General features: G+C 30.8%; 15 protein-coding genes. 10 read left to right on the plus strand and 5 right to left on the minus strand.

The genetic code is table 11. The annotated features are described in order from the left end of the window. Nucleotides 1–149: 149 nt before the first annotated feature. From HXZ69_RS08235 to HXZ69_RS08250, 4 genes are all read left to right on the plus strand, one after another. Nucleotides 150–1,703, plus strand: a complete 1,554-nt coding sequence (locus tag HXZ69_RS08235; RefSeq protein ID WP_286495616.1) for a calcineurin-like phosphoesterase C-terminal domain-containing protein — start codon at nucleotides 150–152, stop codon at nucleotides 1,701–1,703. 244 nt (nucleotides 1,704–1,947) lie between these two features. Further along, the gene (locus HXZ69_RS08240; protein WP_286495617.1) at nucleotides 1,948–5,151 is read left to right on the plus strand and encodes a SusC/RagA family TonB-linked outer membrane protein; all 3,204 of its coding nucleotides are present in this window, start codon (nucleotides 1,948–1,950) and stop codon (nucleotides 5,149–5,151) included. A gap of 23 nt (nucleotides 5,152–5,174) precedes the next feature. After that, nucleotides 5,175–6,626 carry a SusD/RagB family nutrient-binding outer membrane lipoprotein gene (locus HXZ69_RS08245; protein ID WP_286495618.1) on the plus strand — a complete coding sequence of 484 codons (1,452 nt, stop codon included), beginning with the start codon at nucleotides 5,175–5,177 and terminating at the stop codon, nucleotides 6,624–6,626. 85 nt (nucleotides 6,627–6,711) lie between these two features. Further along, nucleotides 6,712–7,059: an MmcQ/YjbR family DNA-binding protein gene (locus tag HXZ69_RS08250; RefSeq protein ID WP_286495619.1), complete on the plus strand. Its 348-nt coding sequence runs from the start codon at nucleotides 6,712–6,714 to the stop codon at nucleotides 7,057–7,059. Here the strand turns inward: HXZ69_RS08250 and HXZ69_RS08255 are convergent. From HXZ69_RS08255 to HXZ69_RS08275, 5 genes are all read right to left on the minus strand, one after another. Then, the gene (locus tag HXZ69_RS08255) at nucleotides 7,056–8,081 is read right to left on the minus strand and encodes an isochorismate synthase (RefSeq protein WP_286495620.1); all 1,026 of its coding nucleotides are present in this window, start codon (nucleotides 8,079–8,081) and stop codon (nucleotides 7,056–7,058) included. The two genes, HXZ69_RS08250 and HXZ69_RS08255, sit on opposite strands and share 4 nt — an antisense overlap. Continuing rightward, nucleotides 8,074–8,496 (minus strand): PaaI family thioesterase, encoded by a 423-nt coding sequence (locus HXZ69_RS08260; RefSeq protein WP_219034304.1) that lies wholly within the window; start codon nucleotides 8,494–8,496, stop codon nucleotides 8,074–8,076. The genes HXZ69_RS08255 and HXZ69_RS08260 overlap by 8 nt, the downstream gene beginning before the upstream one ends. Before the next feature lie 3 nt (nucleotides 8,497–8,499). Beyond that, nucleotides 8,500–9,060, minus strand: coding sequence for a 1-acyl-sn-glycerol-3-phosphate acyltransferase (locus tag HXZ69_RS08265; RefSeq protein ID WP_286495621.1), 561 nt, complete (start codon nucleotides 9,058–9,060; stop codon nucleotides 8,500–8,502). 147 nt (nucleotides 9,061–9,207) lie between these two features. Next, the gene (locus HXZ69_RS08270; RefSeq protein ID WP_219034302.1) at nucleotides 9,208–11,004 is read right to left on the minus strand and encodes a PspC domain-containing protein; all 1,797 of its coding nucleotides are present in this window, start codon (nucleotides 11,002–11,004) and stop codon (nucleotides 9,208–9,210) included. Beyond that, the gene (locus tag HXZ69_RS08275) at nucleotides 10,997–11,338 is read right to left on the minus strand and encodes a PadR family transcriptional regulator (RefSeq protein ID WP_125350363.1); all 342 of its coding nucleotides are present in this window, start codon (nucleotides 11,336–11,338) and stop codon (nucleotides 10,997–10,999) included. Before HXZ69_RS08275 ends, HXZ69_RS08270 begins: the two co-directional genes overlap by 8 nt. A 237-nt stretch (nucleotides 11,339–11,575) precedes the next feature. Here HXZ69_RS08275 and HXZ69_RS08280 point away from each other — a divergent pair, with 237 nt between their 5' ends. The 6 genes from HXZ69_RS08280 (at nucleotide 11,576) to HXZ69_RS08305 (ending at nucleotide 16,683) form a co-directional block, all read left to right on the plus strand. Further along, nucleotides 11,576–11,764, plus strand: a complete 189-nt coding sequence (locus HXZ69_RS08280) for a hypothetical protein (RefSeq protein WP_286495623.1) — start codon at nucleotides 11,576–11,578, stop codon at nucleotides 11,762–11,764. Nucleotides 11,765–12,297: 533 nt separating this feature from the next. Continuing rightward, nucleotides 12,298–13,089 carry a S1/P1 nuclease gene (locus HXZ69_RS08285; RefSeq protein ID WP_286495624.1) on the plus strand — a complete coding sequence of 264 codons (792 nt, stop codon included), beginning with the start codon at nucleotides 12,298–12,300 and terminating at the stop codon, nucleotides 13,087–13,089. 205 nt (nucleotides 13,090–13,294) lie between these two features. Then, complete coding sequence (locus HXZ69_RS08290) at nucleotides 13,295–13,720, plus strand: Hsp20/alpha crystallin family protein (protein WP_286495625.1); 426 nt, start codon at nucleotides 13,295–13,297, stop codon at nucleotides 13,718–13,720. A 409-nt stretch (nucleotides 13,721–14,129) separates the two neighbouring features. Beyond that, nucleotides 14,130–14,450: a hypothetical protein gene (locus HXZ69_RS08295; RefSeq protein ID WP_286495626.1), complete on the plus strand. Its 321-nt coding sequence runs from the start codon at nucleotides 14,130–14,132 to the stop codon at nucleotides 14,448–14,450. 245 nt (nucleotides 14,451–14,695) lie between these two features. Next, nucleotides 14,696–14,992 carry a hypothetical protein gene (locus HXZ69_RS08300; protein WP_286495627.1) on the plus strand — a complete coding sequence of 99 codons (297 nt, stop codon included), beginning with the start codon at nucleotides 14,696–14,698 and terminating at the stop codon, nucleotides 14,990–14,992. A gap of 128 nt (nucleotides 14,993–15,120) precedes the next feature. Next, nucleotides 15,121–16,683: a M20/M25/M40 family metallo-hydrolase gene (locus tag HXZ69_RS08305; RefSeq protein ID WP_125350368.1), complete on the plus strand. Its 1,563-nt coding sequence runs from the start codon at nucleotides 15,121–15,123 to the stop codon at nucleotides 16,681–16,683. Nucleotides 16,684–16,721: the final 38 nt, after the last annotated feature.

A 16,721-nucleotide genomic window follows, 5' to 3' on the forward strand; every position in this document is an offset into this window, starting at 1 on the left:
AATAATCAAAGACAATTATTCATCCATTATTAAATTTGAAAATATATTATTCTTATTTACTTAAATTTAATCTTTACTTATTGTTGTGTTAATCCGAATACCGCATAAAATATAGAATTTTAACATCTACAAAACAAGAAATTCACACAATGAAAAAAATCGTATTATCGCTAGTATTATTTGGAAGTTTTTATACTTCTGTCAACGCTCAACAACTTGCTAAAGGAATTGTTTTTGAAGATAAAAATCAAAACAATAAATTCGATAAATCAGAAAAACGTTTGGCAAACGTGCAAATTAGTAACGGAAAACAAGTTGTTTCGACAAATGATAAAGGAGAATATCAAATCGAGATTGATAACGAAACTATTTTGTTTGTCATTAAACCAACAAATTACAAAATTCCTACAAACGAATTCAATCAGCCACAATTCTACTACATCAACAAACCTAATGGCTCTCCAAAATTAGAATATGCAGGTTCTGCTCCGACTGGAAATACTCCAAAGAGTATTGATTTTGCTTTAATTCCTACAAAAGAAAACGAAAAATTTTCGGCTTTAATTTTTGGTGATCCTCAAGCTTATACAGAAGAAGAAATCGAGTATTTCTCTAAAGGTGTAATTGATGATGTTAAAGGAATTAAAGGAATGGAATTCGGACTTTCTTTAGGAGATTTGGTTGGTGATGATTTGAATTTGCATCCATCTTATATAAAAGCTGTTTCGAAAGTTGGTTTACCTTGGTACAATGTTATGGGAAATCACGATATGAATTATGATGCAAAAGAAGATCAATATTCGGATGAAACGTTCGAGAAAAATTTCGGTCCAAATAATTATTCATATAATATCGGTAAAGCACATTTTATTGTTTTAGATGATATTTTATATCCAGATCCTCGTGATGGAAAAGGATATTGGGGAGGTTTCCGTCCTGATCAATTAGAATTCATTAAAAATGATTTAAAATTTGTTCCAAAAGATCATTTAATTGTTTTAGCATTTCATATTCCGTTGCGTGACACACGTCCAGAAGATAGAAATCAATTATTCGAATTGTTAAAAGATTACCCAAATACAATTTCAATGTCTGCTCATACACATTTCCAAGAACAGATTTTTTATGCAAATCAAGATGGTTGGCAACAACAAAAACCTCATCACGAGTACAATGTTGGAACAACTTCTGGTGATTGGTATTCGGGACCGAAAGATGCAAAAGGAGTTCCGGCCTCTACGATGCGTGATGGTACACCAAAAGGTTATGCTTTTTTACATGTAGATGGTAATCAATATAAATTTGATTATAAAGTTGCAAATTCACCAAAAGAAAAACAAATCGACCTGTACCACACAAAAAAAGTAAAAGAAGGTAAACGCAATCGTGCTTTTTTATATGCTAATTTCTTTATGGGACATGAATCAAATAAAGTTGAATATCGTGTAAATAATGGTGAATGGAAAGAGATGAATTGGGATCCAACAGTTGATTACAATTATATGGAAACCATCATGAAAATTGATAATGCAGAAATTACAAATATTGGTAACAGACCTTCTGCTCCAGAAATTTCGAAACATATTTGGTCAGTTCGTTTACCGAATAAACTAAAAGTTGGAACTTATCCAATTGAAGTTCGCGCAACCGATTTGTACGGAAACACTTTTACAGAAAAATCTTCTTTCGAAGTTATTAAATAACCGTTTTATACACATCTTGATAAGCCACTTCTTTTGAAGTGGCTTTTTTAAATAAAATATTTTACAATTTATTCATGTTAAATAAAAATCAATAAACCTTTATTCAAATGTAAAACTAATATCAAGACCTCTATTTTAGTAATGTTTACTTAAAAATCTCTTAACCATGAGTTAAACAACTTCATAAAAAGAAGTTCTAGTTTTGTTAAAATTTTTAACACATAAACATTTCACATTTACAGCTATGAAACAATTAAAATTACCACTACTTCTACTAGGTGGATTTTTAAGTTTACACGCCAATGCTAAAACTTACACCGGAACAGATTATCATCAATCGATTTCTCAAGATCAAAATCCAATCAAAGGTCAAATCGTTGATCAAAACGGATTAGGAATTGCAGATGTAGAAATCATCATCAAGGGAACATCTTTTAAAACATTTACAGACGGAGATGGTTTTTTCGAATTTGTTTCAGTAAATGTTGCTCATCCTACATTATTGGTAAATTCATCTCAACACAAATTTATTGAATACACACCGAAAGATATTTCTCAAGTAAAAATTACTTTACAAGAAGAATCTAACCAACTGAATGAGGTAATTGTAACTGCTTTGGGGATAAAGCGAGAGCAGAAAAAATTAGGATTTGCTCAACAAAATATAGGTTCGGAAGAACTTGCAACAGCAGAAGCGAATAACTGGTCTTCGGGATTGAAAGGAAAAGTAGCTGGTCTTAATATTATTTCTGGAGGAAATGGACCAATCAATTCTCAGCAAATTATTTTGCGCGGAGCAAATTCAATCGACCAATCAAAAAATTACGCTTTAATTGTCATCGATGGTGTTCCAATGAGTACAGAAATGACTTCTTCTGGAAACAATACTGCTTACATGGGCGATGATTCACCTATCGATTTTGGTAACGGTATTTCTGACATCAATCAAGCAGATATCGAAAGTGTAACCGTTTTAAAAGGTCCTTCTGCAGCGGCTCTTTATGGAAACAAAGCTGCAAATGGAGCTTTAATTATAACAACAAAATCAGGTAAAAAAGGTAAACAATTAGGTTTAGAATATAAATCAACTGTAGCTATTGACGTTATTAACAATTGGCCAGATTTTCAATATGAATATGGTCAAGGAACTGGAAAAAGTTTCGATAAAAACGGCAATCCTTATTACTCATATCAAACCTCAGCAGATGGACCAAATACAGGAAGTACTTCTTCTGCATTCGGACCAAAATTTGACGGACAATCATTTTTTCAATATGATCCAACTTTAGAAAAACAAGGGGCTGAAAGAACTTTATGGCGTGCGTATAAAGATAATAGAAAAGGGTTTTGGCAAACTGGTTTCACTTTCAGTAATGCAGTTACACTTTCTGGTGGAAATGACAAAGGAAGTATGAGAGCTTCTATTGGACATCAGAAAAATAGCTGGATTATGCCAAATACAGGCTACGAAAATTATACTGCTGCTATTAATGGAAACTATCAAGTAAGTGATCGCATCAAAGTTTCGACTGCCTTAAACTATACTCGCAAAACAAGTGATAATTTACCAGGAACTGGTTACAATAACGGATCTATTGCTTATTTTATGATCTTCCAAAATCCAAACGTAGATTTAAATTGGTACAAACCAATTTGGAAAAAGGATTTCAATGGAGTAAAAATGATTCGCCCGTATAGTTCATACATGGACAATCCTTATGCAATTGCTTACGAAGCTGTTAATCCAATGAGTAGTAATCAGATTGTTGGAAATATTAGAGCAGATTTTAAATTAAGCAATAAATTAAGCTTAATGTTACGTCCTGCAATTAATACCTATACTCAATTGCGCGAACAAAAACGTCCATTTGATATGAATCGTACGCCGAATGGATATTACAAAAGACAAGACATATCTAAAACTGAAACAAATATCGATTTCTTATTAACTTATACTGATAAATGGGGAGATTTTGGTTTCAATGCAAATGTTGGAGGTAATAGAAAAAATTATGAATACAGAAATTTAACGGCTTGGGTAAATGGTTTAGCTTCGCCTGGAGTTTATAAACTTTCGAATGGATTAACTTCTCCTTTTGCAAGAACGTATGATTCTAATTTAAAAGAAAATTCATTATATGGAATGGCTTCATTTGGTTGGAAAGACATGATTTTCGTTGATTTTACAGGTCGTAACGACTGGAATTCTTCTGTTGCAGTAAAATATAGTTCATTCTTTTATCCTTCAGTTTCTTCTAGTTTTATACTGTCAGATTTATTCAAAATAAAAGGACCTATTAATTACTTAAAATACCGTTTATCATTTGCAAAAGTTGGTAACGGAGGTACAACAGGTTGGACAAATAGATATTACGATCAAAGCGATTTTACAGCTTCTGCAGTAGTACCTGGAAGATTATTTAATCCTGATATTAAACCTGAATCTACAACATCATGGGAAACTGGTTTCGAGGCTTTATTATTTAAGAAAAGATTAAGCTTAGATTTTACAGTTTATCAACAAAGTACAAAAAATCAAATCTTCGAATTACCAAATGATATCACAACTGGCTATTCAAGAAGAGTTGTAAATGGAGGAGAAATTGAAAACCGTGGAATTGAAATAGCAGCTACGTATTCTCCAATTAAAAGTAAAGATTTTGAATGGAAAATGATTGGAACTTGGGCTAAAAACGAAAACAAAGTAAAATCTTTAGTCGAAGGAATAGAAGGTGATCAAATGATTCTTGGTCAATCTGGAACAGTTTATCAAATTGCAAAAGTTGGCGGTTCTTCTACAGCTCTATATGGTGAAAAATTTGTAAGAAACGAAGCGGGACAAATCATTTATGATGCAAAAACAGGTGTTCCACTTAAAAATGGATTAATAGAATATGTTGGAGACGCAACACCTAAATGGAGAGCAGGTTTCACAAATGAAATCAAATTCAAAACATTGCGTTTCAGTTTTACATTAGACGGACAATATGGTGGAATTGTCTATTCACAAACTTATCACAAAATGATGGAGCAAGGAAAATTGGCAGATTCTTTACCTGGTCGAGAAGATGGTTACATCATTGGAAATGGTGTTGTATTGAATGCTGACGGAACTTATTCTCCAAATACAACAAAAGCTGATGTGGCAACTTATTATGCTGAATATAATCGTCGTGCTAATGTAGAATCTAATTCATTCGAAGCTTCATATTTAAAATTAAGAGATGTGAGTTTAACATTTGATTTTCCTAAAAGATTATTATCAAAGACAGGTTTACAAGCGTTGTCATTAACAGTTTACGGACGCGATTTATTCACGATTAGTGATTTTCCTTTATACGATCCAGAAACAGCATCATTAAATGGAAACACTTATGTACCTGGAGTTGAAATGGGACAAATGCCATCAACAGCAACGTATGGAGTAACCTTAAAAGCTTCATTATAATTTACAACATTCAATTTATTAAAATGAAAAAGATTTCAATTCAACTATTTTTTGCCTTCACTATAATTTCAACTGTTTTCTCTTGTACAAACGATTTTGAGAAAGCGAATGAAGATCCAAACTTAATCACAGAAATTAATTCAGGTTCAGTTTTAAATCCAGTTCTTTATGATTTGGCTGAAAATAATGTTTTAAAAAACTATGATATTACAGCTCAACTGATGCAAGTTCATATTCCTTATCCAAGCAATGCAATGGGACTTCATCGTTATGATGTAACAACTGGAACGGGAAATTCTACTTGGAATAATGCCTACACAAATCTTGTTAATTTGGAGGAAATGCTAAAAGTTTCGCAAAAAGCTGGAGATGTCAATTATCAAGCAATTGCATTAACGCTTCGTTCTTTAGTTATTTCAAATTTGACTGATATGTTTGGCGATGTTCCTTTTTCTCAAGCAGCCAAAGCAGAAGAAGGAATTACAAAACCAAAATTTGATACGCAACAAGATATTTATAAGCAATTATTAAATGATTTAGAGAAAGCAAATCAATTATATGTAACTAATTTAGGTCTAAAATATGGTACCGATATTTTATTCCCAAGTAGTGAAAAAAACATCAATATAACACGTTGGAAAAAATTCACAAATTCTCTTAAAATGAGATTATTATTAAGAATTTCGAATCGTGATGCATCTGCCTTAACAGAACTTAAAAAAATAATTGATAATCCGACAACTTATCCTATTTTCGAAAGTGAATCAGAATCTGCTATTTTACAAATTTCTGGTTTAGCACCAAGTTTATCTCCTTGGCCAAGAGCACAAGATTATAGAGATAGCCGAACATTCACAACATTTTTTATTGATAAAATGAATGAAACTAATGATCCTCGTTTACCAATTTTAGTCAATAAAGCTTCTAATTTGGATGGTTCTTCATTAGGTTACAAAGGAGTTCCTGCAGCTTACGAAGGAAATAGTTCTGATTACAAATTCAATCCGTCATCTCCTAACAATGCAATTGTTATCGCTCCGATGAAAATTCCATTAATGACTTATGCTGAAGTTGAGTTTATAAAAGCTGAAATGGCTCAAAAAGGTTTAGGTGGTGATGCAAAAACTCATTATGATAAAGCTGTAAAAGCTGCTGTACAATTATGGACGAATATCGAGCCTACTGCTGAATTTATGGCACAAGAAAAAATTAAATACAACAATACGTTAGAACGTATCATCGATCAAAAATATTTTGCTTTATTCTTTACAGATTACCAACAATGGTTTGAATATAAAAGAACTGGTTTTCCAAAATTACCGACAACTTCTACCATGTTGAATGATAAAAAAATGCCTCGTCGTATGCTTTATCCAACAAGTGTTAGAAATTATAACCCAGAAGGCTATCAGAACGCACTTCAACAAATGGGACCAGATAACATCAATACGCGTGTTTGGTGGGATGTAAATTAATTGCATACATTCCACATTTAATAGAAAACGACCTTGTAATTAAGGTCGTTTTCGTTTTATTTGTATCTTCACTAAAAATATTTTTATGCATATAGAAGAGTTAAGAGAGTTTAGTTTAGGACTTCCATTGGTCGAAGAAAAATTTCCTTTTGATCAATCTACTTTGGTCTTTTATATCGCTGGAAAAATGTTTTGCCTTTGTAATATTGACGATTTTGATTCTGTAAATATCAAATGTGATCCAGATAATGCAATCGAATTACGCGCAACTTTCGAAGCTGTAATTCCTGGTTATCACATGAACAAAAAACATTGGAATACTGTTAAAATTCATCAAGACGTGAAAAACATTCAAATCAAAGAATGGATAAAAGATTCTTATAATTTAGTCATCTTAACTTTACCAAAATCTAAACGTCCTAAGTTGATTTAATTCTCTGTTTTCACCAACAATTCACCTATTGTTTTTGATTTCAGTTCTGTTTCTCGCCATTCATTTTCAGGAATAGAATCGGGCATAATACCTCCTCCTACATACAAATTTACTTTATTAGAATAGATTTTTGCACATCTAAGATTAACAAAATACTCCGATTCTGTTTTATTTTGAAAGCCCATAAAACCTGCATAAAAAGTACGATTATAGCCTTCGTTTTCGAGAATAAAATCTTTTGACAGATCCTTTGGCATTCCTCCTACAGCAGGCGTTGGATGCAAAGCTTTCAACAAGTCATACAGCTGAGATTTGTCTTTTAATTGAGCTGAAATAAATGATTTCAAATGTTCAAAAAATCCTGCATTTACCGAAAATGGTCCGTCCACATCAATGTAAGAAGTATAAGGTTCTAAAGTTGACGAAATATAATCAGTTACTACTTGTTGTTCGTGATATTCTTTCTCTGTCCATTCATCTTCTTTTGCTTTTGTTCCAGCTAAAGAAACAGTTTGTATAAATTGATTATTTTCTTTCAATAAAAGCTCTGGCGAAGCTCCAATCCAACAACCTTCTTCTGTATCAAATCGCAAATACACATAGGCATTTGGATAATGTTGATGTAAATTTTTAAAAGTTTCAACTAAATTAATATTCGTTTCTGGAAGTGAATTGATTCGACTAATTACAATTTTTTTAGTTGGTGAATCACTTTGTAATTCTTCAACTGTTTTTTGAATTAAATCAATATAATTTTCATACGAAATTGCTTCATTTTTGTTTGATTCTGGTAAAGAAAGTTCAAAATTTGGTAATTCATTTATTCCAATATCTATAACCTCATTATCATTAAATTCAACCAATTTTGTATTATCGAAACTATTACAAATAAACTTGTTATCCGATTCAAAATCTTTATTTTCCCACAACTCCACTTGTGTAGAATTTGGTTTTCTAAAAAGAAGAAAAGGTTCTTGATTCTGAATTAATCTTTCAAGTTTATCTTGAAATTTTTTAAACATGTTTTTTAGAAATAATAGCGTTTGTTAAATGTGTATAACAGATTAATTTATCGTTTTCATCTTTGATTTCAATCTTAATCAAATGCGAAGTACGACCTTGTTTTACGACTGTTGCATGCCCAAAAATTGTTCCTTCCTTTTTTGGACGAAGATGATTTGCGTCAACATGTTGACCAACCGCCACAAAATCATCCGAATGTAAAATAATATTTGACAATGTACTTCCCAACGTTTCCGCCAAAACGATAGAAGCGCCTCCATGCAATAACCCAAATGGTTGATGAACTTTAGGCGTAACAGGCATTTTTCCTGATAAAAAATCTTCTCCAACTGCCGTAAATTCTATATCTAAAGTTTCAAGTAATGTATTTTTCGAAATTTCATTGAACTTCTGTAAAATATCTTGTTCGTTCATAATTTAATGTATTTTTGGGTTATAAAGTGCTGGATGTTTTGCCCTAACTTTTTTGTAAAAATCTTGAATTTCATCCATCACATCTTCTAAAGTTCTGTTTTCTGTTTCTACAATTTTTGAAATTCCAGCTCTTTTTTTCTTGAAATCACAATAAGCCAAAACAATCGGAACATCTGCTTTTTGCGCGATATAGAAAAATCCATTTTTCCACTTTTCTGCACGAGAACGCGTTCCTTCTGGTGTATTAATTAAATATAATTTATCTGATTCTTTCAAAATATCTGAAGCAAAATCGACCATATTATGTCGTTGAGAACGATCAATTCCGATTCCGCCCATTTTCTTTATAAAATATCCATACCAAGGTTTTGTCCAAGCATCTTTGATAAACATTTTCATTGGAATTCCCATTTGCCAAAAAGCCAAAATAGTATAGTAAAAATCCCAATTGGAAGTGTGCGGAGCGCAAACCAAAACGCATTTATCTACTTTCGATAGATCGAGATGATTATCTAATTTCCAACCTCCTAATGAGTACAAAAGTTTGCCTAAAATTTTTTTCATAAAATGATGCTTTATGCATTTGCAAACATACAAAACTCGAAACGGATATTAGTCAATGTAACCAAAAATAAAAAGAGACATTCCGAAATGAAATGTCTCTTTTTGAATATTATTAATTAAAATACTTCCTAAGTCTATGCAAAGAAATCAACGATTATTTGAATGATTTCTGTAGTTAATGTTAATAGAATCTGTATCATCTTTATAGTGTATTTCTTGGTTTGATTTTTCTTTTTTGTTTTCAGTTCTTGGTAAATTTAGTCCTACTGAACCGTCTTTACTTTCGACACGAATACCATTTTTATCAATTCTAACTCTCGCCGAATCGTTTCCGTCATTCAAATTTATGTTTACATCCTCTGAATCAAGATTAATATCGTCCTCAGAATCTGAATCTTTTTGACAATTCAAACATACGAATTTTTTTCCATTATATCCAATAAATTTATTCTTCAAATCGTATAAATAATCACGATCATTATCATTATTAATAATTGTTATTCGATCAGTGTTATTCGTGTGAATTAATTTGTTCTTAGGAACATACAATTTGATATCAACCGTTTGATTTCTAAATTTACCATCTTTAGGAATTTTAATAAACTCATCTAAATAAAGTTTATTTCCATTTAATTCGTAATTATATCTAATTGCTTCTAAATTGCGTTTTGCTTCTTCTTTGCTTCCTCCTTTAGAAGAATAAGTTACTTGAACATGAAGTTTATCGTCTGTACTTTCTTCAATCTCAAAAATATCATCAATTGGAATGATTAAGTTTCCATCAGCATCAATTAATTGATCTAAATCGTTAAAAGTTTTGAACTTTAAGTTACCTTCATTATTTTCTCTAAAATAAACTTGTAAGGTATCAGAAGGAATAACATAACTTTTTTCTTGTGTCATTTCAACTGAGTTTCTAAATTTACTTGCTGTACTTACAGAAATTCCGATGATTGCAAATAATGCAACAAACCAAAGAGCGATTGATCCAAAGATGACAGCTTTGCTTACTTTTACTTTATTCCAGAAACATTTTACACCTAAAATTGTCAACAAAATACCTGGAATTACCATTAATATTCCTCCAAATATTTTGGCTGCCATGCTCATCCATTCCTCTTCAACAAGATAACCGAATAATTCTGTTGGCATTTCTGTCCAAGTAGTAAAGAAGAAAAAGAATCCTCCAATGATTAATCCAATTCCTGAACTTAGAATGATAAATCCGATGAACCAAAGTAAAATTCGACCAAAAACACCAAAGGCTCCGCCTAATTTATTACTTAATTCTTTGCTTCCACTTACAACAGCTTCACTAGCTTGTTCTACGTTTTTTTTTAATGTATCAATGTTTGCTGGTTGTCCGTACATCTGTAACTTCTCTGATGTTGTTTTTGCTTTTGGAACAAAAATTAACAAGATAAAATAACAGAATACCACTAAGAAAAATGATACACCTGCTGTGAAAATTCCCAAAATTCCAAGAACTAACCAAATAGAACGTACAAACCAAGGATCAACGCCCATATAATGCGCCAAACCAGCAGATAATCCTGTTACAATTGTATCATCTGGATCGCGGTACAAACGTTTCGCACCAGTTTGTTGCCCACCATACGATTGATTATTTGACGAATAATTGTATGATGAATTTGTAGACGTTTTTTCGTTCTCTTCATCTTCTTCAACCTTATATTGATCTGGATGTCCCATCGTTGCAATTACAAAATTGATGTCATCTTCGTTTACGACTTCTCTAAATTTTAATCGTTCACGAAATAATTCAGAAATACGGATTTCTACATCTTCAATAATATCTTCTACACCTTCCGTACCTCTCAACGAAGTTTTTACATCTTGTAAATAGGTCTTTAATTTATTATAGGCGATTTCGTCTAACACGAAAGAAAATCCTCCTATACTTATTGATACTGTTTTATCCATTTTTCTGCGTTTCTGTGGTTACTTTATTCACGGCTTCAATTAACTGTTCCCAAGTTTCAGCTAATTCTTTTAAAAAATTTTCACCTAACTCTGTAAGTGCATAATATTTGCGAGGTGGTCCTGACGTTGATTCTTCCCAGCGATACTGTAAAAGGTCATCATTTTTTAGTCTTGTCAAAAGCGGATATAATGTTCCTTCAACAACAATCATCTCTGCTTTTTTCAATTCGTCTATGATATCAGATGCATACGCATCTCCTTTTTTGATAATGCTGAGAATACAATATTCCAGTACACCTTTTCGCATCTGAACTTTTGTTTTCTCTATATTCATAAGAACGGCTTGTTTTATTTTGTTATACAAATATATATAAAAGTTTTAGTATTATGCAAAACAAAGTACTGAATTATTTTTAGTATTATAAATAAAAAAGACAACAATCGGTCTGTTTATCAAGATTTGTTGAATTAATATTTTTTTAAAGTTTTTTTTAGAAAATTTCTAAATCTCCAAAAAAAAGAACTTTTAAAGATGATTTTTACTAAATTTAGAGAATAATTAAAGCTAATTATGGATCAATTCTCTTGGATAAAAGATTATAAAAGCAACGAAAATATAGAAACGTTAACTGATATTATTCCAGATTTATTTAAACAATATTATATGATTCATTGGAAAATTGGAATTATAGATGATTTTCCTTTCGAAAAATATCCATCAAATAACTCGACCATAGAAGAAATCAACCAAAGAATATAGATTGAAAGAGGATTTGGATTATTTCTTAATCCTCAAAAAAGTAATCTTTACAGAGAAATTAATCTTGATGAACTTTCTCAAAAATTTAAACTTGAAAAAAATATAAATATTTTAAATGATTTTAAAGACAATCCGGCAATTGAGTTTTTAGATAATCAAACAATCGATTGTATAGAAAAAGGATTAAATAAAATTATAAACTATCAAAACTTACATTTATATATCAGCAATATCGAGGAATTTTATTGGGAAGAAAACTATAAGCAAAGGAATAGTAATGTTTTAATTTCAGAATATCTTGATTTTCAGAAAAACTCAGATTTCGATTCTAATTCCTTTCTTTTTCCCGATGATATAAGTTGGTGCTTGATTACTTACGAAGATTTACCTCTTATATTTTGTACAAATACTAATAATCCTTTTGATTTAGAATTATTCCCATTAATATATAATCAAACATTATTTTAATAGTATTAATCATAATTCATCAATAATTAACTTTCCTTACCTTTGTCAAAAATCGAGCTCACACAATGAAAAAAATTATAGGAAGTGCAATGCTTTTAGGTGCATTTTTGGCTTCAGAAAGTGCTTTAGCTTGGGGATTAACAGGTCACCGAGTGGTTTCTCAGATTGCAGAACAACACATTAGCAAGAAAACTCGTAAAGAAATTACAAAAATTATTGGTCCACAAAAGTTAGCTTATTGGGCAAACTGGCCAGATTTTATCAAGTCTGATGATTCTTGGAAACATGCAGATTCTTATCACTATGTTAACATTCCTGGAGATTTAAATCGTCAACAATTTGATGCTGCTTTAGAGCAAACTTCAGATGAAAACATGTACAAAAAAGGTTTGTTTTTAATGAATGAATTAAAAAACAATAAAAACCTTACAATCGAGCAAAAACAACACGATTTATATTTCTTGATTCACATTCTTGGTGATGCACATCAACCACTTCACGTTGGTCGCCCAGATGATTTGGGAGGAAATCGTATCAAAGTTGAATGGTTCCGTGATAAAGTAAATATCCACACCGTTTGGGATTCTAAATTGGTAGATTACGAAAACTATTCTTACACAGAATATTCTAATTTATTGGATATTGCGTCAAAAGAACATCAAAAAGCAATGAAAGAAGGTACTTATGCTGATTGGATTTATGGTTCGTACATTCTTGCAAACAATATCTATGCAGGAGTAAAAATGGACGATAAATTAGGTTACCGTTACCATTTTGATAATAAATTTATCATTGAAGATCAATTGTTAAAAGGAGGAATTCGTTTAGCAAAAGTTTTAGACGATGTATTCAAATAAAATATATTTTTAGATCATTCTAAAATAAATTCAAATCCTGAAAAGTCAATTTTTCAGGATTTTTTATGCGTTAAATTTATTATTCGGACTTTTTGACATTAAACAAATTGCAAAACAAGTCATTTTGTCCGATAAAATCATTTTGCATGTAATTTGAAAAGAAGTAAGCATGAACAATGAAATCAAAAATTTAAACATACAAGACATGAATACAGTTAGAAAAAACAGAGCAAATTATTTTCCTTTTGGATTTGAAAATGAAATGCGTCCAAAATTTGAAACTTTTGTAAATTCTCAAAATCAATTTCCTGCAGTAAATATCAAAGAAAACGAAGATAGTTTCGAGATTTTATTAGCTGCACCAGGTTTAAACAAAGAAGACTTCTCAATTGAAATTGATGAAAATATTTTGAAAATTTCATCAGAATTTAAACAAAATGAAGAAGTAAAAGATGAAAAATTTTCGAGAAGAGAATTTAATTTTTCAAGTTTCAAAAGAGCTTTTACATTGCCAGAAACCATAAACGAAGACAAAATAGAAGCATCTTATGTAAACGGAATTTTACAATTAGTTTTACCTAAAAAAGAAGAAGCTTTACCAAAAGAAAAACGTAGCATACAAATTTCATAGATATAGTTAATTTTAGTTGGTTATTAAATCCTCAATTCTTCGGAGTTGAGGATTTTTGTTTAAATAAAATTTATAATTTTATCATTTCCTCAAAAACAATGTTCAAAAAAGTAACTATTTTATCGAAAGCGGAATGAAAAAGTTTTTACCAAAAACACTTAATAATTTTTAGAAAAAAGTGCTTTTTAGTTAAAATTATTAAAAACTAATCTTTTACATTTACAAAAGACTAAAACTTAACTATGCACAAAAACATTTTATCTACAATAACTTATGTTGTAAAAACACGTTTTTGCACAAGCTCAAAAGAATTTCAAATCACTGAATTTAATTCGGATAATGGATTAAAAAACAGGTTGGATGCTTTTAGTTTTCTTAAAATTACATCGAAATTATTTCAAATGAAGGTTTGCTACAAATTGAAAGCAATTTTATTCAACCAAAAGCAATTGATCGAATAAATACTGAAATCAATTTTCCTAACGGAAATAATTACAAACGCTTAAAACTAATTAATCAAGAAGCTATTTTTATCACTCCAAATGAAAATATTTTTCCTTACGGAATTAGTTTGTCTTTTGTTTTAAATGAAGATTTCGATACTTTAAAAAAAGACAACGAATATGAAATTTATTCTTTAAAAAACTCTGAACAAATTAATTATTCTGAACAACTTAATCATTTAATAATCGAATATAAATTACTGAAAAACTTAGGTTTTGAAGAATAAATAGATGCAATAAAATTAAATAAAAATCTATTCTCAAATTTTGATATTAATGTTGATCATTTTGAAATTTTAGACACACCTTTTTTGTGGAATAACCCAACAAGACAATTTTTATAAATAATATTTCGAACCGCGAATTTATTTTAGATTGTCTTTACGATCATCTTTTTCATTATCAATATTTTAATTATGTTCAGTTTTTAGAAAAGAATTGTCCGAAAGAAATTGAAAAAAATATTTATGCAATGCTGCATGGTCAGGGAGGTTTATTATTTGTTGGTTATCATCCAGAAAATTTAACCGAAAGTATTATGAGCGATGTCGAATTGATTAATTATTACAATTTACTTGATGCAAATTTTTCTCAGGACGAATATTTATATAAAAACATTAATTTACAGATATTTAGTTTCAATGATTTTCCAGTTTTAGCAATTACGGTTTTTCCATTAAATGAAGAATCGAAAAAGAATCATGCCTATAACCCTGACAAAATATTTGTGCTACAAAATAATCGATTCATTAAAATGAAAGATAGTTAAAAAACAATACTATATTTTCAAAAAAACATAATTACACAAAAGTCATCTACAGATGTCTTTTTTTATTTCACAAAATATTCTATTTTAGACCTAATTTGTAAAATTTATCACACGAAATTACTTTAATTATGAAATTGATTAACACATTAACCTACTCTACAATTGTATTATCGTCTATTGCGGTACATGCGCAAGCACAAGAAAAATTAGACCCAACTGTACAAAGTTTTGTAACCGAAATTCAAAATAATTCGCAGTTGAAGAAAATTTCGCACGAATTATTAGACGGAATCGGACCTCGTTTAGTAGGAACTCCACAAATGGATCAAGCAGGAGAATGGGCAATTAAAACGTTGAAATCTTGGGGAATTGATGCCCGCCGTGAAGATTATGGAACATGGAAAGCATGGGAGCGCGGAATAACGCATGTTGATATGACGTATCCAAGAGCAAAATCTATCGAAGCTACTCAATTAGCATGGTCACCAGCAACTAAAAAAGCTGTGAATGCAGATGCTATCGCAATGCCTGTTTTCAAAACAAAAGCTGAATTTGACGCATGGTTACCTTCTGTAAAAGGAAAAGTTGTTTTGATGTCACAAAACCAATCATATGGACGTTCTGATTATCAATACAAAGATTTTGGTTTAGAGGATTTGTATAAAAAAGTTACTGAAACAAGAAAAGCTGAAGCCGAAGCTTGGGCAAATTCTATAAAAGTGACAGGTTACAACAACAATACACTTCCAGAAGTTTTTGAGAAAAATGGAGCTGCAGCGGTTGCAATTTCTTATTGGACAGGAATTATGGGAGCAAATAGAATTTTTGGTGCAAAAACGAAAACTATCCCAATGTTAGATATTTCGAATGAAGATTACGGAATGTTATATCGTTTAGCTGAAAATGGAACTGCTCCAAAATTGACTGTTAATGCACAATCTAAACACAATGGAGTTGCGAAAACATTCAATATTATTGGAGAAATTAAAGGAAAAGAAAAACCAAACGAGTACATTATTCTTTCTGCTCACTTCGACTCTTGGGATGGAGCGCAAGGAGCAACAGATAACGGAACTGGAACTATCACAATGATGGAAACAATTCGTACAATCAAAAAATTATACCCAAATAACAAACGTACAATTTTGATTTGTTTATGGGGAAGTGAAGAACAAGGATTGAATGGTTCTCGTGCTTTTGTAGAAGATCATCCAGAAATTATTAAAAACACTCAAGCTGTATTTAACCAAGATAATGGAACAGGACGTGTAGTAAACATCAATGGATCTGGTTTTGAAAAATCATATGAATACATGACGCGCTGGTTACAAGCTGTTCCTAATTTTATTACGAAAGAAATCAAGACAGATTTCCCTGGAATGCCAAGTGGTGGAGGATCGGATCATGCATCTTTTATCGCTGCAGGAGCGCCAGCTTTCGGACTTAGTTCATTAAATTGGGGTTACGGTACGTATACTTGGCACACAAACAAAGATACGTATGATAAAATCGTTTTTGAAGAAGTACAAACGAATGCAATTTTGAGTGCTACTTTAACGATGATGGCAGATCAAGAAAAAGATTTAGTAAGTCGTGAGCGTCGTATTTTACCTAATGGTAGAGACGGAAAACAGCAAGAATGGCCAGAGGTTAAAAGCCCGGCAAGAAATTCTGATACTTATTTAAAATAAGATATTTTCAAATAAAAAGTCCACTTTCAGTGGACTTT

The sequence above is a fragment of the Empedobacter sp. R132-2 genome (genome assembly GCF_030324375.1).
Classification (GTDB): domain Bacteria; phylum Bacteroidota; class Bacteroidia; order Flavobacteriales; family Weeksellaceae; genus Empedobacter; species Empedobacter falsenii_B.